The following is a 24,756-nucleotide window of genomic DNA, read 5'->3' as shown; positions in this document are numbered from 1 at the left end:
AAAGAAATATCATACTTTTAATCCTTAAATTTTTTTAAAAATGAAGTTGAAATGTACAATTTTTATTCTGTTCATAATGGCTTGTGGCCTGTATGGGCAGAAGAAACCTTTAGACCATTCTGTCTATGATAATTGGCAAAATATCGGTTCGAGAAAAATCTCAAATGATGGAAAATGGATCGCCTATTCAGTGGATGTTCAGGAAGGGAATCCTAATCTTTTTTTATATTCCGTAGAGAATAAAACTTCAAAGAAGTTTGCAAGGGGAACAAAAGTAGATTTTACGAATGATTCCCGATTTGCTGTTTTTCAGATCCGTCCGCTGTATAAAGATATAAAAGCCGTAAAAGATAAAAAGCTTAAAAAAAATAAACTTACCAAAGACAGCCTTGCTATTGTTGATGTTTTAAATGGCCAAACTGAGAAAATTCCTAACGTAAAAACATTTAAAATTCCTGAAAAAGCAGGTTCTTATATTGCCTATCTTCTGGAAGATTTAAAAGATAAATCTGCAGATAAAGAAGATGGTGATGAAAATAAAGAGGAAGAGAAAAATATAAAGCCTCTACAGTTGGTTGTACGTAATCTTCTGGATGGAAAGAGCACAACGTATGATAATGTAATCCGTTATGAGTTCAGTAAAAATGGAAAGCAGCTTGCTTTTGTAACAAAGAAACCGGAAGAGAAAAAGAATAAAAAAGAGGAAAAAGATTCAACGGAAGAAAAGTCTGCGGATAAAAAGGATACAGACAAATCTAAACCAAAGAAGTATGCTCTTGAAACGGTTCAGGTGGTAGATCTGCAGAAAGGAACTGTTACTAAAATTTCCGAAATGGAAGGTGATTTTTCACAGCTGTCTTTTGATGAAGAAGGAAACCAATTGGCCTATGTGGGAACTTCTTCTGCACAGAATGATCTGGTAAAGCTTTATAATTTATATTACTTTAGTTTTAAAGGAAATAAAAAAGAAATCATAACCAATGAAAACGCCCAAATGAAAACGAATTGGGTAGTTTCCGAAAATCGTTTACCTCTGTTCAGTAAAAACGGGAAGCAATTATATTTTGGCGTTGCTCCAAGACCTGTTGCAAAAGACACTGCAATGATTGCGAATGATCATGCTGTGGTAGATATCTGGAATTACAAAGATGATTATCTGCAAACCGTACAGCTAAAAGAATTGAAAAATGACCTGAAAAAATCTTACGCCGCAGTAATGCAGACGGAAAAGCCTGATTTTTTTAGAAATATTGATGGTGAAGATTTAGATACTTTAAGAGTGATAAACCACGGGAATGCTGAATTTGCATTAGGAGTTACCAGTATAAATAACCGTATTTCTTCGCAATGGGAAGGCTCAACAAAGAAGACCTATTTTATCATTGATAATAAAACCGGGGAAAGAACAGAAATTATTAAAAATTTAGATGGTTCAGTGGCTGTTTCTCCGCTGGGTAAATTTGTTGTGATCTTTGACAGTGAAAAAGGGCAGTGGTTCAGCTACAATGTGAAGACAAAACAAACAGTGCCACTGACTAAAGGTTTACCGGTTTCCTTTGTAGACGAGGAGTTTGATATGCCAGATTTTCCAAGCCCTTACGGACTCGCAACATGGACGGATAATGATGAGTCTGTTATTATCAGAGACCGTTATGATCTTTGGGAATTTTTCCTGAACGGATCAAAAAAGCCAAGAAATATTACGAATGGATATGGGCGTAAAAATAAAATAACATTTGATACTTACGAACTGGATAAAGATATTAAAAGTTTAAACCGAAAGTCTTCTATCTACTTATCAGCATTTGATAATGCATCTAAGGCCAACGGAATCTTTAAAACATCTATTCAATCCAATGCTGACCCCGTAAAAATTCAAATGGAAAATGTTTGGGGGTATAGCAGCCTTCAAAAAGCAAAAAATGCAGAGGAATATATTCTGGTAAAAGAATCATACACAGATTCTCCTAATATTTTTTCAACATCAGATTTTTCAAAACAGGAAAAGTTAAGCAATACCAATCCACAACAAGCTCTCTACAATTGGGGAACAGATGAATTGGTACACTGGACAACACCAAAGGGAAATACCTCTACTGGAGTTTTATTCAAGCCGGAAGATTTTGATCCGAATAAAAAGTATCCTATGATTGTCTATTTCTATGAAAAGCTTTCTGATAACCTAAACAGGTATGTGGCTCCTTCGCCAACTCCTTCAAGGCTAAATATCTCTTATTTTGTGAGCAACGGATATCAGGTTTTTACCCCTGATATTTCTTACACAGATGGTTTCCCTGGAGAATCTGCGATGGAGTATATTAATTCCGGAGTTGAAAAGTTAAAGCAAAATTCTTGGGTAGATGGCACTAAGATCGGAATTCAGGGGCAAAGCTGGGGTGGTTATCAGGTAGCTTATCTTATTACCCATACTGACATGTATGCCGCAGCATGGAGTGGTGCTCCTGTTGTAAATATGACTTCCGCTTATGGTGGAATCCGATGGGGTTCAGGAATGAACAGACAGTTTCAGTATGAAAAATCACAGAGTAGATTAGGAAAGAATCTATGGGAAGCACCGGATCTTTATATTAAAAATTCACCGCTTTTTACAATTGATAAAGTAAAAACTCCGGTAGCCATTATGAGCAACGATCAGGATGGAGCAGTGCCATGGTATCAGGGGATCGAAATGTTTACAGCATTACGCCGTCTTGGAAAACCTGCATGGCTCCTGAATTATAATGGTGATGACCATAACCTCATCAAACGCCAGAACAGAAAAGATATTCAAATTCGTGAACAGCAGTTTTTCGATCACTATCTTAAAGGGGCTAAAGCTCCGGCCTGGATGACGAAGGGAATTCCGGCCACCCAAAAAGGAAAGGATTGGGGATTTGAGTTAACGGATGATAAACCTTAATTGATAGAAAACCCGGCGGAGCCAAAGGCTCCGCCGGGTTTCGTTTTAAAAATATATCTTAGAAGATACACTGCCACAATGGCATTTTTTTTATGATGGGCCTATTGCGAGCTTTTATTATATTTACCGCCAATTTTAACAACAATATGGGAATCTTTGATTTTTTTAAGAAGAAAGACAAAAGACAGGAAAATGTCAGTGCTCCGGTTCAGCAGCAGGAAATGCCAGAGGAGAAAGCAGTAGAACAGATAGTGGAAGAAGAGGCGGTAGATGTAGTGCCGGAAGCTCCAATACAGCCACAATCTGTGGAAGCAAAAAAGGTGAATGAGTTATATGAAAAGATCAAGGTTTATAGTGATTATATCGTGTATTCTATCGCTCTTCAGCTAAGAGGGGATTTTGCACCCATTTCAGCATTTGAAAACCTGAATGGAGAAGTAGAAGGGTTTGCTTATATGATTACAGATCCTACTTATGGGCTTTCACCGCAGGTGGTATTGAGCAATATGAAAGAAAAGTTTGAAAATGAATTAAAAGAAGGAAAGATTAAATCATATGCTGTTCTTTATCATTCTCAGTTCAATAATGATGGTAATCATGCTTTAGCAGTAAACCCGGAAGATTTGAAGGCCATTACTCTTTCATATCATTTTAATGATGCTGAAGAAGGTAATATTGCCCTGCCTTATGCTTTCGAAAATGAAAACGTTACCTTCAAAGGTTTTGCCGAGTTTTCTCATGAAGAAAACAATGAGATTATGAACACCCAGCTTATAGATGGTAAAGATTATTTTACAAACAGAGAGGAGATTAAAAGCCCTGAGAGTACAAATGAAGCGGGAATTATTATGAAGAAGTCAAATGTTCATTCTCTTGCCAATATGTGGGGTGGGATTTTTGGTTTCCAGAATTTTCAGTCTCAGGAAAAATTTTCTCAATATCTGATGGAAACAATGGCTTTATCCAGAGTAGATGATATTCCTGCGGATGAAAAAGGGAAGTATACAGAATTTAAAGATGTGACGTTCAGAACAATTATTTCTGATGATTTTAACACTATTTATCCGGAAGTAAAAACCGATTTCACTCTTGATTTCGAAACAAAGGAAATCCGTGAATGGGAAAATGTAGAAAATAAGGAAGCTATTGTAGGTGGTCTTGGAAGAGAAACTTTCGGACTTTGGTTTTTCCCTACAGATTATGCAGAAAACAAAAATAAATATCAGGCACAGAATAAGCTGAATATTAATATCAGTGGAATTATTTTCGTGCTAGATCTTCATCAAAGCTTCGATTTGCCGGATGGTACCAAAACTGATGAAGAGTTTACAGCATACAAGCCAAGTCAGGACCTTCCTGATTACGGGTGTATCGACTTTATTGGTAAAGTTCTTGACATTAAAGAAACTGAGTTGCTTCCAGACGGAAGTGTGAAAGGATTTATCCTGAAATTAAGACTAATTACCAATTCGGAAATGGAAAACTTCTTTACGGTGGATGCTTTCATAAGCAAAGAGAATATGAGATTTGCTGCTCTTAGAGTAGGAATGCAGGTTGCAGGAGCAATGCAGTTACAGGGAAAAATTGCAGAATGATAGATATTTCTATAAAATAAAAACGGTCTGAATATTCAGACCGTTTTTTATTCACTTCATTTTCATAAGCTTGCAAAAAATTATAGATTTTAGAGTATACACACATTGTTGAAAAGTTACTCGTTTCTGTAATATCAAAAATATTTTAATATTTTTAAAGAAAAAGATTAATATAGCCCAAAGTGGCTAATAAATAGTAGTTTACAAGAGAGGGAAACTCTATCGGTAACGATTTAGTAATGGTGCTTACTGCACTTACTTTCATTTGATTACCTTGTAAATCAATACTGCAAATATAAAAAAATAAAGGGTAAAGTACATTGGTGCTTTACTCTTTTTCATTAGTGCTAATATAAAAATCTTTGAAAAAAATTCCCACACTGTGGGGGACCTGTGAGATTTTTTTCAAGTTTATTCCCAAATTTTGGCATATCAACAACAGTTGCAACTCCGAAACAAATAGTGAGAAACTCTAAAAGACTATGCTATGGAAATCGTGTTGAGAAAATTATTGACGCAAATTCGGCATCAGGAAGATAAACTTTCTTCTCAAATGATGCAAACTACGGAAGAGGCTTACCAAATGACCTTGTTCCTGAAGGAAATGCTGTGTACCATAAAAGCAAAAGTTTTGCAGGATGGATTTACAAATGAGCAGCAAGAAATTGACTTTTTCAAGAACATTAAGCCACAAATCTTAGGAAAGCTCATTTACTATAACAAAGTCTTCCGCATCGAAACTACCTGCCCTGTGAGCAATGGCAAAATACATCAAAGCTATTATGAGAACCTATTAAAAACCCTCAAATCAGAATACAAAGAAAGCATTTGCAATGAGGATTTTTATAGGTACTATCGGACTGGCAGGATAGACCGTGACCATAGTTATTTCAAGCTCGGGCAAGTCAATTACCACGATGGATTAAAGAGTGGCGTATTTGAAATTGACCTTAGTTTTTCTACATATTATGACAACAAGATAGCACATATTATTGCCAATGAATTACTTTATACTTATATGCTTACCAAAATAAATCCCGACGAAACCCCCGACACGATTTTACAAAATTTAGATGCAAACAAGGATATTTCGTGGACAAATTCTCAAAATGCACTTATCGAACTGATATATGCTCTTTATGCTTCAAATTCCATTGCATACGGAAAAATAGGTATCCGAAAATTAGCATTGATTTTTCAAGTGCTATTCCGAACTCCCTTAAACGACATACATCACTCTTTCCACCGAATGAAAACAAGAGCAGGTTCCCGGACGGCATTTTTAGACCAGCTCAAAATATCCCTCGAAGAATATATGGATAAAGACCTTTAACTAAAGGTAAACAGTATGTTCAAAGCAGTACACAAAATGTACTGCTTTTTCTTTGCCCATATCTGCCAATTGGCAAATGCTCTCAAAACTTCATTACAAAATATCCAACATCCCCTAAAATCCTTATTAAACAAGGGTTTTCCCTAATTGTAAAAATTTTCAAAAAACCGCCAAACCAATTGGCAAGGCTTGGCAGACAAACACTGCCACCTTTCACAATTTTGCATAGTGAACTTTAAAAAGCTGTGCAATGAAAATAATAACCATTGAAGAAGAAGCGTGGCAACAGCTCAACAGCCGTATCAATGCCATTGCCGACTATCTGAAAAGACAGGAAGATAAAAGCTATGATGACCTGTGGCTCAATAACCACGAGGTATGCCAATACCTGCACATCAGCGAAAAGACCTTATGGCGTATGCGAACCAAAGGCGAGATTGCTTATTCAAAAATCTACGGTCAGTATTTCTACACCATTGGGGCTATCAAAGATATGCTCAATGCAAATGCTATACAGAGCAGTGATGAATTTGTAAAGGAGCTTATGGCAAAAGGCAAAAGCTATATCGAAAAAGGCAGAAAGTTAAAGGCAGACAAAAAATAGGTATGAACCCTTAAAAGTATATCCCTATGAATATTGACAGAATGGAATTTTTGGCGTGGATGGAACGCCTGATGGGTCGCCTTGATATACTGGGCGATAATATAGACGAGTTGCAAAAGAAACGCAACAGCATAGATGGCGAGGAACTGCTCGATAATCAGGATTTGCTCCAAATGCTGAAAATAAGCAACCGCTCTCTGCAACGGTATCGCTCCATTGGCAAACTACCTTATTATACGATAAGTGGAAAATTATATTACAAGCTATCTGATGTACATCAGTTCATCAGAGAAAGCTTTAATCCTCCCTCAAAATGAACGCCAATGAAAGACAAAGACTGCCATTGAGTGCCACTTGATGCAATGCAGTAACCGCTTGTTTTACTTTAGGCATCGAACTTTAAATTTTTCAGACTATGAGCGAAGAAACAACAAATAAACAGGAAATGCCCGAACAGTTATCGGACATCTTATTAGTGTTGGATAAAGAAAAAATGAAAATCCAAGCCGTAAAGAGTATAGACGAGAACGGAAAAATGGAAACCGTTGACCCCACCAAGAAAAATGAAAACCAATTTATGCGTGTGGACAAAAGCGGAGATTTCTTTTCCAATTTCTTCTCCAATTTTTTCAGCCAGTTAAAGAACCCTACCAATTTCTCATTCTTTAAAGTGCCTGCACCTCTTGCTATTGAAAAAGCACAGGAAATGCAAAAGCAGGTGGATAAGCCCACTCCTGAAGGCGAAAAAGTAATGAAAGAACACGAAGTAAAAACCGAACAGAAACAAGAAAATCAAAAAGATATGGCAACAACACAAACAACACCGGAAAAAAGCGAATACCGCTACAAACCGGAGCAGATTGATTGGGAAACAATGAACAATCTCGGATTAAGTAAGGAATACCTTGAAAAAAGGAACCTCCTTGAACCTTTATTGAAAGGCTATAAAACCAATGAACTATTACCGATAGGTGTTAACCTCGGCGGTACTATCCTCCGCACGGATGCCCGTTTGTCTTTACAGCAAGCCGAAGACGGAAAGGTTGTAGTGGGAATACACGGCATCAAAAAAGAACCTAACCTGCATTCTGAATTTTTCGGACACAAATTTACGGATGAAGACAAGAAAAACCTGCTCGAAACGGGCAATATGGGACGTGTGGTTGATTTGAAAAATACCAAAACAGGCGACCTAATGCCGTCTATTATCAGTATAGACAGGTTGACAAACGATGTAATTGCACTGCGAACGGATTTCATAAAAATTCCCGATGAAATTAAGGGTGTGAAATTGGACGATGGCCAAAAGCAAACCTTAATGGAGGGTAAACCCCTTTATTTAGAGGGTATGATTTCTACCAAAGGAACGGAATTTTCGGCAACGGTACAGTTCAATGCAGACAAGCGTTATGTTGAGTTCCTGTTTGACCGCAACAACTCCAACAGGCAAAGCCAAAGCAACGGTCAAGCCCAAAACAACGGACAAAGTAATCAGCAAAGCCAGCCGCAGGAAGCTCCAAAAACATTCAGGGGCAAAGAACTGACCGATGAACAGCATAAGGATTTCAAAGCCGGGCAAACCGTTTACATTGATGGATTGAGGGATAAAAAAGGGCAACCGTATCAGGGTTATATCACTTTCAATGCAGAAACAGGAAAAACGAACTTCCAATTTCCAAGCCAGGTTAAAGCACAGATAAAGCCTGCCGAAGCCCACAAAACGCAAACCGCCGTCAATTCAGAGGGCAAGACCAACGAAGCGACCAAAAATATCAACGAGCCTTTAAAATCGGGACAGCAAAGACCGAAAAACAAACAACAGCAGGAAAAACAAGAACAACAGGAAAAATCCGAAACACCTGCAAAGTCCAAAGGCAGAAAAATGTAGTAAAGTATGAAAACAATAATCGCAGAAAAACCAAGCGTAGCAAGGGAAATAGCCGGACTTGTGGGAGCATCTGATAAAAAGGAAGGCTACCTGACAGGTAACGGCTATTTTGTTACGTGGGCATTCGGTCATTTGATAGGATTGGGAATGCCCGAAGATTACGGGATTTCGGGATTTGACAAAGCAGCTTTGCCAATACTCCCTAACCCGTTTTTGCTGACCGTCCGGAAAGTAAAAAAAGACAAAGGCTATACCGCTGATACAGGAGCATTGAAGCAACTGAAAGTCATTGAACAGCTTTTTAACCGTAGCAACAGCATCATCGTAGCCACCGATGCAGGTCGTGAGGGGGAATTGATATTTAGGTACATTTATGAATACCTGAAATGTAACAAGTCCTTTGAACGCCTTTGGATAAGCTCACTAACTGAAAAAGCTATTAAACAAGGTTTTGATAACCTTAAAGACGGAAAAGAATTTGACGGATTATACCAAGCTGCACAAGGCAGAAGCCGTGCCGATTGGCTCGTGGGCATCAATGCTACACAGGCATTGAGTATAGCCGCAGGTAATGGCATTTATTCACTCGGCAGGGTACAAACGCCTACATTGGCTTTAATATGCAAACGTTATCTGGAAAACAAAAATTTCTCGGTAAAGAAATATTGGCAGATACAGCTATCGCACATTAAAGAGTTGATAGATTTTAAAAGTCTTTCTAAAAACAAATGGGAAGACCAAAAACTCGCCGATGATACGCTGAAATCCATTCAGCGAACCGAAACGGCAACAGTTACATCGGTAGAAACCAAAAGTGTTACAGAGCAACCGCCTTTGCTGTTTGACCTTACTGGATTGCAAAAAGAAGCCAATAAAAAACTCAATCTTTCTGCCGAAGAAACGCTCAATATTGCCCAAAGCCTCTACGAAAAAAAGTTTATCACATACCCACGTACGGGAAGCAAATACATTCCTGAAGATATGTGGGCAGAAATTCCCAACCTCGTGAGGGCATTGCAGGACAGGGAAACCTGCAAGCAAGCCGTAGCTAAACTGAAATGGGGACGGTTCAATAAACGTATTGTAAACGATTTGCGTGTTACCGACCACCACGGATTATTGATTACAGACAAAATCCCGTCAGCCTTAAACGCAAAGGAAAACTCTGTTTATGATATGATTGCCTTTCGATTGCTCGAAGCCCTTTCACAAGCCTGCATCAAAGAGATAACCGATGTAGGTTTACAAGCATTGCATTATGATTTTATGGCAAAGGGTTGTAAGGTAATTGAAGCGGGCTGGCGTTCCATTAAAGGCAGTTTCTCCGATGATGATACCGAACCTGTACAGGATTTACCCGAACTGAAAAAAGGCGATGAACTCAAAATAAAAGAAGCCTCCGTTTTAGAAAAGAAAACCAAACCACCTGTACTCTATACCGAAGCCGGGCTTTTGTCGGCTATGGAAAGTGCAGGAAAGGAAATTGAAAACGAAGACGAACGGAAAGTGTTGCAAAATATCGGTATAGGTACGCCTGCCACAAGAGCAGCGATTATTGAAACCCTGTTTACCCGCAATTATATCCAACGGGAAAAGAAATCCCTAATCCCTACCGAAAAAGGATTGCAGGTGTACGAATTGGTCAAAGACCGCAAAATTTCGGATGTGGCAATGACCGCCGAATGGGAATTGGCTTTGCAAAAAATCGAAAACAACGAAGCCGATGCAGGCGCATTTCAAAAAGAAATGGAAACGTATGCTTCCACTATTACCAATGAACTGTTGCAAACTTCGATTGCTCAAAATAACCTGCCAAAATTGGTTTGCCCGAAATGTAAAAGCCACGGGCTTATTATCCGTGATAAAATAGTGAAGTGTCCTGATGAGGTTTGTAATTGGGTGCAGTTCCGCAATGTGTGTGGCGTACAAATCGGCATAGCTGATATTGAAAACCTTGTCAATAAAAGGAAAACTTCACTTATCAAAGGAATGAAAAGCAAGGCAGGAAAGAAATTCGATGCGTATATCGTATTGAAAGAGGATTGTACAACCTCTTTTGAGTTTGATAAAAATAAAAGCTACAAAAAGTAATGGAAAATAAGCCTACCATTAGCACAATGGAAATCAAAAACCTGATTTATTCCATACGTGGAAAGCAAGTGATGCTGGATAGCGACCTCGCTTCCTTATACCAAGTGGAAACAAAGAACCTCAACAAAGCCGTAAAAAGAAATATTGAGAGGTTTCCTGCTTCTTTTTGCTTTCAACTGACCGAAGGGGAAGTTGAAAACTTGAGGTTCCAATTTGGAACCTCAAGTTTAAGCTACGGTGGAAGACGGTATTTGCCCTATGTTTTTACTGAACAAGGGGTCGCAATGGCTTCTGCCATACTCCGTTCAGATATAGCGGTTAAAGTCAGTGTTGAAATTATGGAAGCCTTTGTAGAAATGCGGAGAATGCTTATCAGCAATGCTTCTTTGTTTCATCGTTTGGGTAAAATTGAGCTAAAGCAATTAGAAGCTGACCAAAAATTTGAAGAGATTTTTAAGGCTTTGGAAAGCGACAAGCTCCACAGCGAAAAAGGTATTTTCTATAACGGGCAGATTTTTGATGCCTATACCTTTGTTTCGGATATTATCCGAAGTGCCGAAAGTTCCATTATCCTGCTTGATAATTATGTGGACGATACGGTACTGACCTTATTGGGTAAACGCAAAGCGAATGTAATTGCAACAATCTACACCAAAGCTATCAGCAATCAGTTACGGTTAGACCTGCAACGCTACAACAGCCAATATCCACCTATCGAAGTGGAGATTTTCTCCGATGCCCACGACCGTTTCTTGATTATTGACAATGTGGAACTTTACCACATCGGAGCATCACTCAAAGACCTGGGCAAAAAATGGTTTGCCTTTTCACGAATGGATATTGAAGTGGGCAGGATGCTCCAAATCTTAAACAACCAATAAATAAACCCTCCGAAATTGGAGGGTTTATTTATTGTCTAAATCTTTTTTAAACCTAAATCTTTCAAGAATTCGTTGTGTTTATCTGTGTTTATTTTAATCTTTTCATTTATTGCTTCAAGTTTGGAATGAACATCGTTCAAGTCAATTTGAACGTCATCTACTGCGGTACTTACGTATCTTGATATATTAAGATTAAAACCATTCTTTTCAATTTCATCCATAGAAACCTTACGTGCGTACCTTTCAACATCTTCAGGTCTAAATTGATAGGTGTCTACAATTCTCTGAATATGTTCAGGTTCTAAATAATTCTGCCTTTTTCCTGGCTTGTATTGTTCTGAAGCATTAATAAACAAGACATCATCTTGCTTTTTACATTTCTTTAAAACCAAAATACAAACAGGAATACCTGTGGAGTAAAATAAGTTAGAAGGTAATCCAATAATTGTATCAATATGGTTATCTTTCAAAAGTTTAGTTCTAATACGTTCCTCTGCTCCTCCACGAAATAAAACACCATGTGGTAATATAATAGCCATAGTACCCTCATCACTCAGAAAATGAAAGCCATGCAGTAAAAATGCAAAGTCAGCAGCAGATTTAGGAGCTAATCCATGACTTTTAAAGCGAAAATCTTCAGCCATAGTATCGTTTGGCTCCCAACGTAAGCTAAACGGCGGATTAGCAACAATAGCATCAAACTCTGTCTTTTTACTCGGGTTCATCTCATTCAGTAAATCCCAGTGATTGAGCAAAGTATCTCCATGGAATATCTCAAACTCGGTATCTTTCATACCATGTAATAGCATATTCATTCGAGCAAGGTTATAAGTAGTGATATTCTTTTCTTGCCCGTAAATTTTATTAATGCTTCCGCCTTCTGATTTAATTTGCTTTCTAACGTTCAATAAGAGGGAGCCAGACCCACATGCAAAATCCAATACTTTGTCTAACTTATCTTTTTTCCCTGATGACGGATCTTGACTATCAAGCGTCACTATCTCTGATAGAATGGTTGAAATTTGCTGAGGCGTATAAAATTCACCAGCTTTTTTACCTGAACCTGCTGCGAATTGACCAATCAAATACTCGTAAGCATCACCTAAAGTATCTGTGTCGGTGGAAAAATCAGCTATACCTTCAGAAATTTTCTGAATAATATTACAAAGTGTTTTATTCCTGTCGGTATTAGTTTTTCCTAATTTATCGGAGTTTAGGTTAATTTCAGAGAATAGTCCTTGAAAGGCACTGTCGAAAGATTCGTCCTGTATATACTTAAAGCCTTTATTTAATGTAGGCAATAATTCATCATCATGAGTTCGTGCCATTTCTGTGATATTACTCCACAGATATTGCGGTTTTATCACATAGTGAACCTTTCTTCTCATTTGCTTTTCAAACTCATCTATGTCATCATTATTACCCTCATACCATAGCTGAAGTGGTGTTGTTACACCAAATTCAGATACAATATTTGAATCCGTTTGAGGATAATCGGAGCCTAATTCTTTTTTAGCGGCTTCTTCATAATTACTGGATAAATACCTTAAAAAAAGAAATGACAGCATATAATCACGGAAATCATCCGCATTCATTGCTCCTCGTAATTCGTTTGCTATATTCCAAAGGGTTTTACCCAATTGTTGTTGTTCTTTTTGTGTCATTTTAACTGTTTAATTGATCAGGTTCCACTGTGGGAACTACTTCATTTAATGCTACCGGAACGGCTTGTTCTGCTTCTGGTTGTGGGGTTTCTATTGCTGCCACTTCTTCTTCAAAAATTAATGGAAAATAAAATTCATACTTATCCAAAAAACCTTGCAAGATTTTTTTAAATAGTTCTTTATTGTCATCACCCATTTCGACAGGATCGAATATTGAGTATTTTCCGTGACTAAAGAGTTGTAAAGCCCTTTCAAAAAGGACTTCATCTTCTAATCCATTAATACATTTATCTATTTTATCATAACCAAAAAACGTAGCTGTTTTTTCCAAAACACTTCTTAATGAATTAAAATGATAAGTATATATTTTATTAGATTCGGCAATTTTTTTTAGTTCACCAAGTGTAGCTATGTGATGGAAAAATGGAGTGTCATTAGTGTCCTGCAAAGCATATCCACTAGGTTTTTTAGAATGCAAAAAGTAACGTTTATTTTTTACCTTTCTTCCGAATTCATTATACAATACATTGAAAAACAAGCTGTGGTGCGTAGAAATTATCGTTTTGATTTCGTTTCCTTGGCTTGTTAGCAGATTGCATAAATCACAAGCAACTGCAATTGCATTATTCTCATCAAGGGAGGAAATTGGGTCGTCAATGTAAATATATTTCACCCAGCTATACGCAGGGTCTTTATCAATGGCTAATTGACAAATAGCAAGAAAAAAGCACCAAATGAATAATGTTTCTTCTCCTCTTGAAATCTTAATATTTTCAACAGTCTGCTCATTTCCTTCGACAACGATACTTCTGGAGAAAGTCACCGTCGAAGTATCATAATTAATATCAAATTTTAAATCTACGTAGTTATTGAAAAATGCTTCGATTTTAGCATCAAGTTCTAACTCGTGCAATCCGTCAAAAAAAGCTGAATCCGCATTTAGATTTAATACCCTATTGGTGTCATTCTCTAAATCATTATTCCAAGAAAATAAGTCTTCTGTAAATGCATTAAAATACAAAGTATCTCTGCTTGTCACATTTCCTTCTGCGTCAAACACTTTACCTGCCTGCTTAAAATCCATAGAAAGTCGGGTTTTTCCAGTGCCGTTGTGGGCAAAAAAGAGAACCAAATCTTTCATTGGGCGATGATCCCCCGTTAAATCCTTTCTGAAATGCTGAGCAACTTCTTCTAAGGTTGTAAAATTGATTAATTCGTTTTTATTGCTCATTATCTAATCATTCATTTTTGGAAATAGACTTTGCATCAATCCTTTTTTATGTAATCTCAATTGATCTATTTTTTTAGTTTGTGCAATAATTAGCTCATCTAAAGAAGACAAGCAAGAAGCTATTTTTTTTTGTTCTTTTTGATTTTTGGGAAACGAAATCAAGATTTCTGAAATTCTTGTGGCAGAAACTCCTAATACTTTTGCTCCTTGTGACTCTCTCTGAATTTGTCTTCTTATCCAAGCTGATTTAAATAAATAACCTCCGAAACCAATAGCTAACTCGCTCTTCTTTTGTCTCGCTAGCAATGTATGAAGTCCTGAAACTAGTTTTTGTCCATCAAGATTGACAATCTCAATACTTTTGCCGATGTCATTCAAGTCCTCCGAAGCGTCTGCAAAAACGATATCACCTTCAATACAATAACTGTCTTCTTTTATTTTATCTATTGATATATCTTCATTGATAAATGGAACATATTCATTTGTAATGTCGAATAAAGTGGAAAATTTCGTATGAATATCTCCATAGTGTATATTCTTTACATTTCCAGCTTCATAGTTTAAATTGTCTCTTGAAAATGAATTCGTGATGTAAAACCTATAAACTTTTCCTAACGATGTTTGAATCCATTCTCCATCATTTTCAAATTCTGGGAATCGATGCTTTGGTTTTTTTTCTCCTTTTTGAGGAAATAGATTCTGCATCAATCCCTTTTTATGTTCTTCTAATAAGTCTAACCTTTCAATGTGACCTTCAATAATTTCGTCTAAAGAAGAAACAAATTCAGATATTTTCGCCTGTTCTTTTGGATTTTTTGGAAGCAAGACTGGACAATTTAGAACATCTTCATTTCGAAGATTAGTCTGTTTAACTCCATCATCGAAAGAAAGCAAGTAAGAATTCCTATTTAGTACATAATATAAAATTTTACTATTTACTTTTGTTGCAGTTATCTTACATATCCTCTGATTAACAGTAAACTTATTGTTTTCTTCAACATAAAAACATTTCGCTATTGCTTTTCCATTTGGCACATCGCTAAGCACCATTAAAACATCATCTTTATTGGCCAAACAATCAGCATTGTCTGTGTATTTTCTGACTTTTCCGTCCGAAGAAATAAATTTTGAGTTTACAACAATATAAGCTCCGTCTTCTATTATATTTTGTTCGTGTGCTTTTCCATTTTCATAACTTGCAACTTGACTTACGACAAGTTTTTCCCAATCTCCATCATCAATAAATTCAGGAAAACGCAATTCTGGTATCAAAGTATTTTTGTTATTCATAAGCTGCTAATCCTGCTATTTCACGCCCTTGGGCTAATTTCTTTAGTTGTGGTAATAAATCTTCCATTAATGCCAATTCTCTCACTCTACGTTCTTTCCAATTCAACTGTAATGGTTCTAATAAATCCGTTAGTTTTTCACCATCGAAAATCATTCGAGAAACAATCTTATCCACAAACACTTTCAAGTCTGCGGTTTGAAGTCCATATTTCGCTGCTATAGTTGCTAGTTCTTGATTGTATTTTTCATCCTTAAACAGATCATACATTTTCTTAAGCTCTTCGGCAGTATGACCAGTAGTCCAATCCAGAGCACCAATAAATTCTGTCAAATCGATTTGCTCTTCCATTAGGTTAGAGTTAGCACTTAACAGACTAATGACCTGTGCCTTTGTCATTTTCTGCTTTGAGGACTTCTTCTGTGTGCTATCAGCAATCAAATTCATGATATAGTCATAATCAATCACAGCAGAAGCAAACAGAACGAACTCAAAATCCAACTGTTGAATTTCTGCCGGTGCGTTATCTCCCTCTTTTTCCTGTCTTTTTTGAAATTTCTTAGCAGTTTCTATATAAGAGCTACGGAAATCCTGAAAAGTTTCTTTCGGTAAAAGAGATTCAATTTCTACTCTTTGCTCGTCATTCAAATCCGTAAATTGATCTAACTGTAATTTGAAACGTTGGACTTCTTTAAAGTTTTCGATAAATGCTATTTTTGCTGCATCGCCTTTTAAATTGTAAACATCATCAGGTTTCATTGAAAGACTATTGTCTTCCATGAACTTGTTTAATTTCTCTATTGCCCCTTTAAACTTATCCATTACAACCGGAGCGGGATCTACCAGCCATATTTCTCTTGGATTATTTACTTTCTCACCAGAAAATAAAGCAATTGCTTGATTTACTTCATCCTGTTGTGAGCGAAAATCAAGAATATTGCCATACGGTTTGGTATCATTCAAAACTCGATTCGTTCTTGAAAAAGCTTGAATAAGACCGTGATATTTGAGGTTTTTATCTACATACAGTGTATTCAGATATTTCGAATCAAATCCGGTAAGCAACATATCCACCACGATGGTAATGTCAATCTTATTTTTGTGGGCGTATTCTTTACTGCTGTATTTCTGATCTTTGATTCGCCTTTGTATATCTTGATAATATACATCAAATTCGTTGATGGTATGGTTTGTTCCAAACTGCTTATTATAATCGGAAATAATATCTGTCAACGCTTTTTTCTTTTCCTCCGGATTGTGTTTATTATCTTCTTTTTCCTGAGTTAAGTCATCCTGAAGCTGTTTGATATCCGCTGCATTTTTTTGACTTTGTTGGTCACCTTCTTTGGCAATCAGTTGTGCCGGAGGAGAAAACACACAAGCTATGTTTAAAGATGAATAATTAGGATCGTTTGCATATTTCTTTTCCTGGTTTTCTTTAAATAGTCGATGATATTCAATAGCACTATTAATGGAAGACGTAGCCAATACAGCATTAAATTTTCTGTTGTTAGTCGCGGCATCATGTTTTTCCAGAATAGCTTCTACCACTGCTTGCTGTGCTATGGCTTCTCCTGGCTTCGCATTTTGACTGCCTTGTCCTTTGAAATAATCAATATGAAAACGGAGTACGTTTTTGTCTTCTATAGCGTGAGTAATAGTATAGGCATGCAATTCCTGTTGGAAAATATCTTTTGTGGTTTTGTAAGAGCCATATTCACCTTCCCGAATATTGTAAGTTGCATTACCATCAAAAATTGGTGTACCAGTAAAGCCGAATAATTGAGCATTCGGAAAAAATTCCTTTATTGCTTTATGGTTATCCCCAAATTGGGAACGATGACACTCATCAAAAATAAAAACGATGCGTTTACTTCGTAATGGTTCTAAGCGTTCTTTGTAATTTTTTTTATTAGTTCCGTCAAGAGCCAATCCTAATTTCTGTATGGTAGTGACAATTACTTTATCTGCATAGTCTGAAGAAAGTAGCCGCTTAACCAATGTTTCAGTATTTGTATTTTCTTCAACACTTCCTTCCTGAAATTTATTAAATTCCTCGCGAGTTTGCCGGTCAAGGTCTTTACGGTCGACCACAAACAAGCATTTTTCAACATCTGGATTGCTTTTTAATAAAGTGGATGCTTTAAAGGAAGTTAAAGTTTTACCACTACCAGTTGTGTGCCATATATAACCATTTCCTCTGTTGTCTTTTATGCAATCAACTATTGCTTTTACCGCGTAAATTTGGTAAGGTCGCATCACTAATAATTTTTGCTCGCTTTCTACTAAGACCATGTATTTACTAATCATTTCACCTAGTGTACATTTTGTCAAAAATTTTTCAGTGAACTCGTGTAAATTATTAATCTTCTTATTGTTGATGTCCGCTAATTCATATACAGGTAGAAATTGTTCGTCGGCATTAAAGGCAAAATGTTGATTTTTGTTATTTGCAAAATAAAGTGTCCTACCTCCATTACTAACAATAAATAATTGCAAATAACAGAGTAACGAATTACTATATCCATTACCAGGTTCGTTTTTGTAATCGACAATTTGCTGCATAGCTTTCCTATGAGAGATGTCTCCCTTTTTAAGCTCAATCTGCACCACAGGCAAACCATTTATAAGCAGAATAATGTCATATCGCTGATGGCTGTTTTCGGTATTAACTCGTAATTGATTGATGACTTCAAAATTATTCTTACACCATTGCTTGTTATTTACCAAAGTATAATGTAATGGAGTTCCATCTTCTCGTTGAAAGTACTGCCTTTCACGTAAAAGTTTGGAAGCCTCAAAAACATCTGGACTTATTATTTCTTCACGTAAACGCAAAAATTCATTATCAGTCAATCTTACACGATTTAATGTCTCGAATTTCTGACGAAAATTTGATTCCAACGATTTTCTATCAACAATTTCAGGTCGATAGATATATTTGAGCCCTTTGAGCTGCTCAATTAAGCTAAGTTCAATTTGGTTTTCTTTGCTCATTGTTCTATTAATAAATCTTTGGCACTAACTCCAAGAATATTTGCAATTTTATACAGGTCTTCCAGACTTGGCTGCCTCACATTTCGGGCGTACTCGTTTATGGTATTGTAGCTTTTATCTAATTTCTTTGCAAGCCAAGCCTGTGAAATTCCCTTCTCTTTTAATACTTCTTTAATTCGGTTCATTTAATGCCTAATTAAATTACAGTGTCAAATATAGTGAATATACAATACTAGAAGGTGAAAATACACACTATATTATAGGGTATCTGTAATTTTTCAGAAGTAATACTGTATTACGCCAATTACAGCCTTTAAAAGCCAAACACTTCCACTTCTCTGAATAAGGAGGCTACCCGCTATAATTTTAGACTTCAAGTAAAATTCTAAACAAAATATAGTATGGATGTACAGCAAAAAGACCTATCGTATTTCAGATTACGACTGCAAGAATTATTAAACAGCAGCTTCCCCGAAAAGGCACACGACCAAAAATTTATAGACCAACGGTCTTCGTGGGCTGCCAATGCTTATGAGGGTGCGTTCCGTTCGGGAAACGCTATTGAGCAATGCAACGAAATAGCCAACTACATACTGTTTGAGGACTTACACTTCTCCAAATTCGACACGGTTTTCAAAGTGGTGTGCAATGAGTTTGATACCATTATGGCAGATGAGGAACTACGCCCGTTCGCCCTGAAAATGTTCCCTGTTTGCGAACCTGTATTTGCAGGATATGAATTAACCGATGATTTCGACAGTGATACAGAGTTTGACCTGCTCTATACCGAACTGACCGGAACCATCGCAATATGGATTGAGGAAAATGGGCTTCAGTAAGCGTTTCCACCTCCAACAGAATATTGATGCCCTGCGAATTGTTTTTAAACTGGAAAAGGAGAAACGTCAAGCCACCGTAGGCGAAAGACTGCTAATGATGCAATACAGCGGATTTGGTGGTCTTAAATTCGTTCTGAACCCCATTGAAAACGAAATAGACATCAATAATTGGAGAAAAACGGAACACGACCTCTTTCCGATTACGCAGGAACTCCACCAACTACTCAAAGAAAATTCCGAAGACGACAAGCAATACCGCAGGTATGTGGATAGTATGAAAAGTTCCGTACTGACGGCTTTTTATACGCCTCCAAAGGTCATAGATGCCATTTCATCAGCCTTGCGTGATAGCGGTTTGCAAATTGATAAGTTCCTCGAACCCTCCGCAGGTATCGGGTCTTTCATACAATCCTTTTCAGAAAATAAAAAAGCCAGTGTTACCGCCTATGAAAAGGATTTGCTGACAGGTAAGATTTTAAAACAGCTTTATCCCGATAGCAATATTCGTATAAGTGGTTTTGAAGAAATACCCGAAAAGGAACAAAACAGCTATGATGTAATCGCCAGTAATATACCGTTCGGCGATACTTCCGTCTTTGATTTATCCTATTCCCGAAGCAAGGAAAGTGCAAAAGTGCAGGCTGCCCGAAGCATACACAATTACTTTTTCCTGAAAGGTGTTAATATGCTCCGTGAGGGCGGTTTGTTGGCTTACATTACTTCGCAGGGTATTCTCAATAGCCCAAAGAACGAACCCATACGCAGGGCGTTGATGCAGGATAATAATTTGATTTCGGTTGTTCGCTTACCCAACAACCTGTTTACTGAATATGCAGGTACGGAAGTTGGCAGTGATTTGATTATCCTGCAAAAGAATACGGCAAAACAAAGTCTGACCGAAAGGGAAGATCTGTTTTGCCAAAGCAGGCAAACAGAATACAATACTCCGGGCAATTCGCTCTTTCAGGACAGCAAAAGAATTGTGCATACCGACCGTAAATTAGATACCGACCCTTACGGACAACCTGCACTCATCTATACTCATAAAAGTGGCGTTGAGGGAATTGCCCAAGACCTCAAACAAATGCTTACGGATGATTTTGGTAAGCATCTGAATTTGAATTTATACAAAGGCGAACTAAACGATGAGCCTGCATTACAAATTCCTGTTACACCAACACCAACGGTTACACCTCTGGTTATCGAACCTGTAACCATTCAACCGGAAATACAATCTTTATCTGTTCCGATAATCAATCGGGAAAGTCCGCACGAATTAAAGCAACTAAGCATTTTCGACCTGTTTGAGAATGCGAACGAACCTGTAATGGTTGCAGCTCCGTTCAAAAGAACGACACAAGTTAAAAGGCAAAGCACCAACAAAAGAAGAGGTGCAATAGGTCGCCAACCTGACCTGTTCAGTAGTGCGATGCAGCGACCTTACACGCCCCCTGTTATCAATAAAGCCCCCAATGGGAATACATCTATCAATGGCAAAAAACAGGAAGCTATCGGCGACCTGTTTTCACAAATAAACGGGAATGGCCAAGCTGATAAGCCAGCCGTTCCCGATACCATTCCCGAACCTGCTCCTTATAGCGGCGAACTGCAATCGTACCACCGTAACGATTGCCTTGTTGTGGATAACGGCTGGGTCGGTCATCTGCAAGATGTAGATACATCAGAGGGTACGGCAATTTTCCACCCTTTAGCTTTACCGATCTTACAGAAAGCAAGAGCCGAAGCGTACATTGCTGTACGTGATGTTTACCAAGACCTTTACAATAAAGAGGCAAAGTTTCAGACCGAATACAAGGAAGAACGGGAAACCCTGAACCGCCTTTACGATGCCTTTGTCAAGAGGTATGGTAACTTCAACAGTACTGATAATATTAAGCTCATCAAAACGGATAGCTCCGGCAAGGAAATCCCTTATTTGGAGCGTGTTGTTGGTGGCGTGGTACACAAAGCGGATATATTCAGCCGTCCGGTAAGTTTCTCCACCTTAACCATAGCAACGGACAATCCCGAAGAAGCGTTAGCGGCTTCGCTGAACAAATACGGAAGCGTGGATTTGGACTATATGTCCGAAATCAGCGGTATGACCGATGATGCGTTGAAAGAAGCCTTACACGGACGTATTTACTACAATCCTTTGCAAAAGGAATATGAAATATCCGAACGATGGATTGCAGGAAACGTAGTAGAGAAAGCCCAAGAGGTACAGAACTACATTGAAAGCAATCCCAATGATACCGAAGCCAAAACAAGCTTTACCGTTTTGGAAGAAGCCCGACCAAGAAGAATTGAGTTTGAAGAACTCGATTTTAATTTGGGCGAACGGTGGATACCCACTGGCATTTATGCCCGCTTTGCTTCACATCTTTTTGATACGGACGTACTTGTTCATTACTCTGAAAGCTCCGATGACTTTTCAGTAAAATGCGACCGTAAGAATTTGCATATCTGGGAAAAATATGCCGTCAAAGCCGAAAGCAGAACGTTTGACGGGATTGCCCTGCTCAAACACGCATTGGTTAATACCACGCCGGATATTACCAAAAAAGTAATGGTTGGCGACCAAGAGGTCAAGGTGCGGGATATGGAAGCCATACAAATGACGAACACCAAAATTGATGAAATCCGTACTGCCTTTACCGAATGGCTCCACGCTCAAAACGATGAATTTAAAAGCAGGCTGACCGACCAGTACAACGATACTTTTAACTGCTTTGTCCGACCAAACTATGATGGAACGCATCAGGACTTTCCGGGCTTAGACCGTAAGGCATTGGGCATTGAAGACCTGTATTCAAGTCAAAAGGACACGGTTTGGATGATAAAGCTAAACAACGGTGCTATCTGCGACCACGAAGTAGGTGCAGGAAAAACCTTGGTAATGTGTACCGCAGCACAAGAAATGAAACGTTTGGGATTAGCCCACAAACCTATGATTATCGGACTGAAAAGCAATGTTCACGAAATCGCCGAAGCTTACAGAGCTGCTTATCCACACGCTAAAATTTTGTTTCCAGGCAAAGAAGATTTTACACCTCAAAAACGTCTGCGGATTTTTGGCGATATTAAAAACAACGACTGGGATTGCGTCATCCTCACGCACGACCAATTCGGAATGATACCGCAATCTCCCGAAATGCAAAAGGAAATTCTCCAAATCGAGTTAGATAGCGTAGAACGAAACCTCGATGCGTTGCAATCGCAAGGCAAAGAAGTGACCAGGGGAATGCTTGCCGGAGTAATCAAACGAAAAGAAAACCTCGAAGTAAAACTAAAAACCCTGCAACACGATATTGATAACCGCAAAGATGATGTGGTTGATTTTAAGATGATGGGCATTGACCATTTGTTTGTAGATGAAAGCCATCAATTTAAAAACCTGATGTTTAATACAAGACATTCAAGGGTTGCAGGATTGGGCAACGTGGACGGAAGCCTAAAAGCAATGAACCTGCTCTTTGCCATTCGTACCATTCAGGAACGCATCAATGCGGATATGGGAGCGACCTTTCTTTCAGGGACTACTATCAGCAACTCACTAACGGAACTGTACCTACTTTTTAAGTACCTGCGACCAAGAGCAATGGAAAAACAGGGCATTCACTCTTTTGATGCGTGGGCAGCTATCTATGCAAGGAAAACGACCGATTATGAATTTTCGGTAGCCAACAATATTGTAGCCAAAGAGCGTTTCCGATACTTTATCAAAGTACCGGAGCTTGCGCAATTCTACTCCGAAATCACAGATTACCGAACAGCAAAGGATGTAGGCATTGACCGCCCGAATAAGAATGAGATATTGTATAATATTCCGCCCACTCCAGACCAGTCTGCATTTATTCAAAAATTGATGGATTTTGCAAAAACGGGAAATGCCGAATTGCTCGGAAGACCACCGTTGTCGCAAAGCGAAGAAAAGGCAAAAATGCTCATCGCTACGGACTACGCCCGTAAGATGTCTTTGGATATGCGAATGGTAAACGGCGGCTATGAAGATCATCCCGATAGCAAAGCTTCGCATTGTGCTGCGACTATTGCTAAATATTACAACCAATACAATGCACAGAAAGGAACGCAGTTCGTTTTTTCTGATTTGGGAACTTATAAGCCCAATGAATGGAATGTTTATTCCGAAATTAAACGCAAACTTGTAGAAGACCACAGTTTACCTGCGCACGAAGTCCGTTTTATACAGGAAGCCAAAAATGACAAGCAACGTAAGGAACTTATCAAAGGAATGAACGAAGGTAAAATTCGTGTGCTTTTTGGTTCTACGAGTATGCTTGGGACGGGTGTAAATGCACAGAAAAGAGCCGTTGCTGTTCATCATTTGGATACGCCATGGCGACCAAGCGACCTTGCTCAACGTGATGGAAGAGCTGTTCGTAAAGGCAATGAAATTGCCAAGTTCTTTGCAGAGAACAAAGTAGATGTGATTATCTATGCCGTAGAAAAATCATTAGATAGCTACAAGTTTAACCTGCTGTACAATAAACAGCTATTTATAGACCAGTTAAAAAACAACAATCTGGGCAAACGAACCATTGACGAAGGCAGTATGGACGAAAAGGCGGGAATGAATTTTTCAGAATATGTAGCTATCCTTTCGGGAAATACCGACCTGTTGGATAAAGCCAAATTAGAAAAACAGATTGCCGGATTGGAAAGTGAAAAACAGGCGTTTAACCGTTCAAAGTATAGTGCGAAATACAAATTGGAAGACTATACGGCTGAACTTGATAAAGCCCAATCCCGCTTTGACCGTATGAGCCTTGATTGGAATAATCTGCAAGGTCGTATCCATAACCATTCGGACGGTACAACCTTAAATCCTGTGCAATTAGACGGCCTATCATCCAATGCGGACATCAAACAAATTGGCTCAAAGCTCAATCAGCTTGCCGACAAATCTCGTACAGGTGGGGATTATGAAGAAATCGGAAGCCTTTATGGTTTCCAACTTTTGGTAAAAACGGAAATGTCACAAAAAGACGGCTTGGATATTAGGGTAAACCGCTTCTTGGTTCAGGGAGAAGGAAACATAAAATATACCTACAACAACGGTATCATTGCTAAAGACGAAAAATTGGCTGCTATGAATTTCCTTAATGCCCTGGAAAAATTGCCTAGCTACATCGAGCAGGAGCAAAAGAAAATTGTAGAAATACAAAAAGATTTGCCAGTTCTTCAGGAAGTTATAAATGGTACGTGGTCGAAGGAAACCCGTTTGAGCGAGCTGAAAACGGAACTGGCAGCCGTTGAGCGAAAGATACAATTATCCATTACGCCGGAAACTAAAGGAGAGCCTGTGGAGCAGGTAGAAAAGCAAAAAGAAACGCCAAACAATTCGGAGAGTATTATACGGACAAAAGGTATTCATTTACCTCGAGGGGTATTATAAACATGC

The 24,756-nt window shown here is 38.1% G+C and carries 15 protein-coding genes; 10 read left to right on the top strand and 5 right to left on the bottom strand.

Features of this window, described 5'->3' with window-relative positions; translation table 11 throughout:
- Nucleotides 1-40: 40 nt before the first annotated feature.
- From EG339_RS01745 to EG339_RS01710, 8 genes are all read left to right on the top strand, one after another.
- Nucleotides 41-2,920: an alpha/beta hydrolase family protein gene (locus EG339_RS01745; protein ID WP_123868592.1), complete on the top strand. Its 2,880-nt coding sequence runs from the start codon at nucleotides 41-43 to the stop codon at nucleotides 2,918-2,920.
- Between the two features lie 92 nt (nucleotides 2,921-3,012).
- On the top strand, nucleotides 3,013-4,515 hold the full coding sequence (locus EG339_RS01740; RefSeq protein WP_164466398.1) for a hypothetical protein: 1,503 nt from the start codon (nucleotides 3,013-3,015) through the stop codon (nucleotides 4,513-4,515).
- Between the two features lie 487 nt (nucleotides 4,516-5,002).
- Nucleotides 5,003-5,848: an RteC domain-containing protein gene (locus tag EG339_RS01735; RefSeq protein WP_123868590.1), complete on the top strand. Its 846-nt coding sequence runs from the start codon at nucleotides 5,003-5,005 to the stop codon at nucleotides 5,846-5,848.
- 250 nt (nucleotides 5,849-6,098) lie between these two features.
- Entirely contained in the window at nucleotides 6,099-6,452 is a 354-nt protein-coding gene (locus EG339_RS01730; protein ID WP_123868589.1) for a helix-turn-helix domain-containing protein, read from the top strand.
- 26 nt (nucleotides 6,453-6,478) lie between these two features.
- Entirely contained in the window at nucleotides 6,479-6,769 is a 291-nt protein-coding gene (locus EG339_RS01725; RefSeq protein ID WP_078798963.1) for a helix-turn-helix domain-containing protein, read from the top strand.
- A 98-nt stretch (nucleotides 6,770-6,867) separates the two neighbouring features.
- A complete protein-coding gene (locus EG339_RS01720; RefSeq protein WP_123868588.1) occupies nucleotides 6,868-8,340 on the top strand; it encodes a DUF3945 domain-containing protein in 1,473 nt (490 codons plus the stop codon).
- 6 nt (nucleotides 8,341-8,346) lie between these two features.
- Nucleotides 8,347-10,431 (top strand): type IA DNA topoisomerase, encoded by a 2,085-nt coding sequence (locus tag EG339_RS01715; protein ID WP_123868587.1) that lies wholly within the window; start codon nucleotides 8,347-8,349, stop codon nucleotides 10,429-10,431.
- A complete protein-coding gene (locus EG339_RS01710; RefSeq protein ID WP_123868586.1) occupies nucleotides 10,431-11,312 on the top strand; it encodes an ORF6N domain-containing protein in 882 nt (293 codons plus the stop codon). Before EG339_RS01715 ends, EG339_RS01710 begins: the two co-directional genes overlap by 1 nt.
- A gap of 35 nt (nucleotides 11,313-11,347) precedes the next feature.
- Here the strand turns inward: EG339_RS01710 and EG339_RS01705 are convergent, their stop codons facing one another.
- From EG339_RS01705 to EG339_RS01685, 5 genes are read right to left on the bottom strand one after another with little or no spacing between them, the layout of a single operon-like run.
- Nucleotides 11,348-12,976 carry a type I restriction-modification system subunit M gene (locus tag EG339_RS01705; protein WP_123868585.1) on the bottom strand — a complete coding sequence of 543 codons (1,629 nt, stop codon included), beginning with the start codon at nucleotides 12,974-12,976 and terminating at the stop codon, nucleotides 11,348-11,350.
- A gap of 1 nt (nucleotide 12,977) precedes the next feature.
- Nucleotides 12,978-14,207, bottom strand: a complete 1,230-nt coding sequence (locus EG339_RS01700; protein WP_123868584.1) for an AAA family ATPase — start codon at nucleotides 14,205-14,207, stop codon at nucleotides 12,978-12,980.
- A gap of 3 nt (nucleotides 14,208-14,210) precedes the next feature.
- Nucleotides 14,211-15,497 carry a restriction endonuclease subunit S gene (locus EG339_RS01695; protein WP_123868583.1) on the bottom strand — a complete coding sequence of 429 codons (1,287 nt, stop codon included), beginning with the start codon at nucleotides 15,495-15,497 and terminating at the stop codon, nucleotides 14,211-14,213.
- Nucleotides 15,490-18,492 carry a type I restriction endonuclease subunit R gene (locus EG339_RS01690; protein ID WP_123868582.1) on the bottom strand — a complete coding sequence of 1,001 codons (3,003 nt, stop codon included), beginning with the start codon at nucleotides 18,490-18,492 and terminating at the stop codon, nucleotides 15,490-15,492. The genes EG339_RS01695 and EG339_RS01690 overlap by 8 nt, the downstream gene beginning before the upstream one ends.
- Nucleotides 18,489-18,677 carry a helix-turn-helix transcriptional regulator gene (locus EG339_RS01685; protein WP_123868581.1) on the bottom strand — a complete coding sequence of 63 codons (189 nt, stop codon included), beginning with the start codon at nucleotides 18,675-18,677 and terminating at the stop codon, nucleotides 18,489-18,491. Before EG339_RS01685 ends, EG339_RS01690 begins: the two co-directional genes overlap by 4 nt.
- 216 nt (nucleotides 18,678-18,893) lie before the next feature.
- Here EG339_RS01685 and EG339_RS01680 point away from each other — a divergent pair, with 216 nt between their 5' ends.
- A complete protein-coding gene (locus tag EG339_RS01680) occupies nucleotides 18,894-19,331 on the top strand; it encodes a DUF1896 domain-containing protein (protein ID WP_123868580.1) in 438 nt (145 codons plus the stop codon).
- Nucleotides 19,318-24,750 carry an N-6 DNA methylase gene (locus tag EG339_RS01675; protein ID WP_123868579.1) on the top strand — a complete coding sequence of 1,811 codons (5,433 nt, stop codon included), beginning with the start codon at nucleotides 19,318-19,320 and terminating at the stop codon, nucleotides 24,748-24,750. The genes EG339_RS01680 and EG339_RS01675 overlap by 14 nt, the downstream gene beginning before the upstream one ends.
- Nucleotides 24,751-24,756 lie beyond the last annotated feature (6 nt).

Origin of the sequence: Chryseobacterium bernardetii (genome assembly GCF_003815975.1) — a bacterium.
In the GTDB taxonomy this organism is placed as follows: Bacteria; Bacteroidota; Bacteroidia; order Flavobacteriales; family Weeksellaceae; genus Chryseobacterium; species Chryseobacterium bernardetii.
The sequence above is the reverse complement of the archived record's forward strand: the minus strand, read 5'-3'. Positions and strand labels throughout refer to the sequence as shown.

Bases quoted from the DNA above. Each gene is read 5' to 3' on its own strand.
- EG339_RS01745 (WP_123868592.1), top strand. From the start codon at position 41: ATGAAGTTGAAATGTACAATTTTTATTCTGTTCATAATGGCTTGTGGC.
- EG339_RS01740 (WP_164466398.1), top strand. From the start codon at position 3,013: ATGATGGGCCTATTGCGAGCTTTTATTATATTTACCGCCAATTTTAAC.
- EG339_RS01735 (WP_123868590.1), top strand. From the start codon at position 5,003: ATGGAAATCGTGTTGAGAAAATTATTGACGCAAATTCGGCATCAGGAA.
- EG339_RS01730 (WP_123868589.1), top strand. From the start codon at position 6,099: ATGAAAATAATAACCATTGAAGAAGAAGCGTGGCAACAGCTCAACAGC.
- EG339_RS01725 (WP_078798963.1), top strand. From the start codon at position 6,479: ATGAATATTGACAGAATGGAATTTTTGGCGTGGATGGAACGCCTGATG.
- EG339_RS01720 (WP_123868588.1), top strand. From the start codon at position 6,868: ATGAGCGAAGAAACAACAAATAAACAGGAAATGCCCGAACAGTTATCG.
- EG339_RS01715 (WP_123868587.1), top strand. From the start codon at position 8,347: ATGAAAACAATAATCGCAGAAAAACCAAGCGTAGCAAGGGAAATAGCC.
- EG339_RS01710 (WP_123868586.1), top strand. From the start codon at position 10,431: ATGGAAAATAAGCCTACCATTAGCACAATGGAAATCAAAAACCTGATT.
- EG339_RS01705 (WP_123868585.1), bottom strand. From the start codon at position 12,976: ATGACACAAAAAGAACAACAACAATTGGGTAAAACCCTTTGGAATATA.
- EG339_RS01700 (WP_123868584.1), bottom strand. From the start codon at position 14,207: ATGAGCAATAAAAACGAATTAATCAATTTTACAACCTTAGAAGAAGTT.
- EG339_RS01695 (WP_123868583.1), bottom strand. From the start codon at position 15,497: ATGAATAACAAAAATACTTTGATACCAGAATTGCGTTTTCCTGAATTT.
- EG339_RS01690 (WP_123868582.1), bottom strand. From the start codon at position 18,492: ATGAGCAAAGAAAACCAAATTGAACTTAGCTTAATTGAGCAGCTCAAA.
- EG339_RS01685 (WP_123868581.1), bottom strand. From the start codon at position 18,677: ATGAACCGAATTAAAGAAGTATTAAAAGAGAAGGGAATTTCACAGGCT.
- EG339_RS01680 (WP_123868580.1), top strand. From the start codon at position 18,894: ATGGATGTACAGCAAAAAGACCTATCGTATTTCAGATTACGACTGCAA.
- EG339_RS01675 (WP_123868579.1), top strand. From the start codon at position 19,318: ATGGGCTTCAGTAAGCGTTTCCACCTCCAACAGAATATTGATGCCCTG.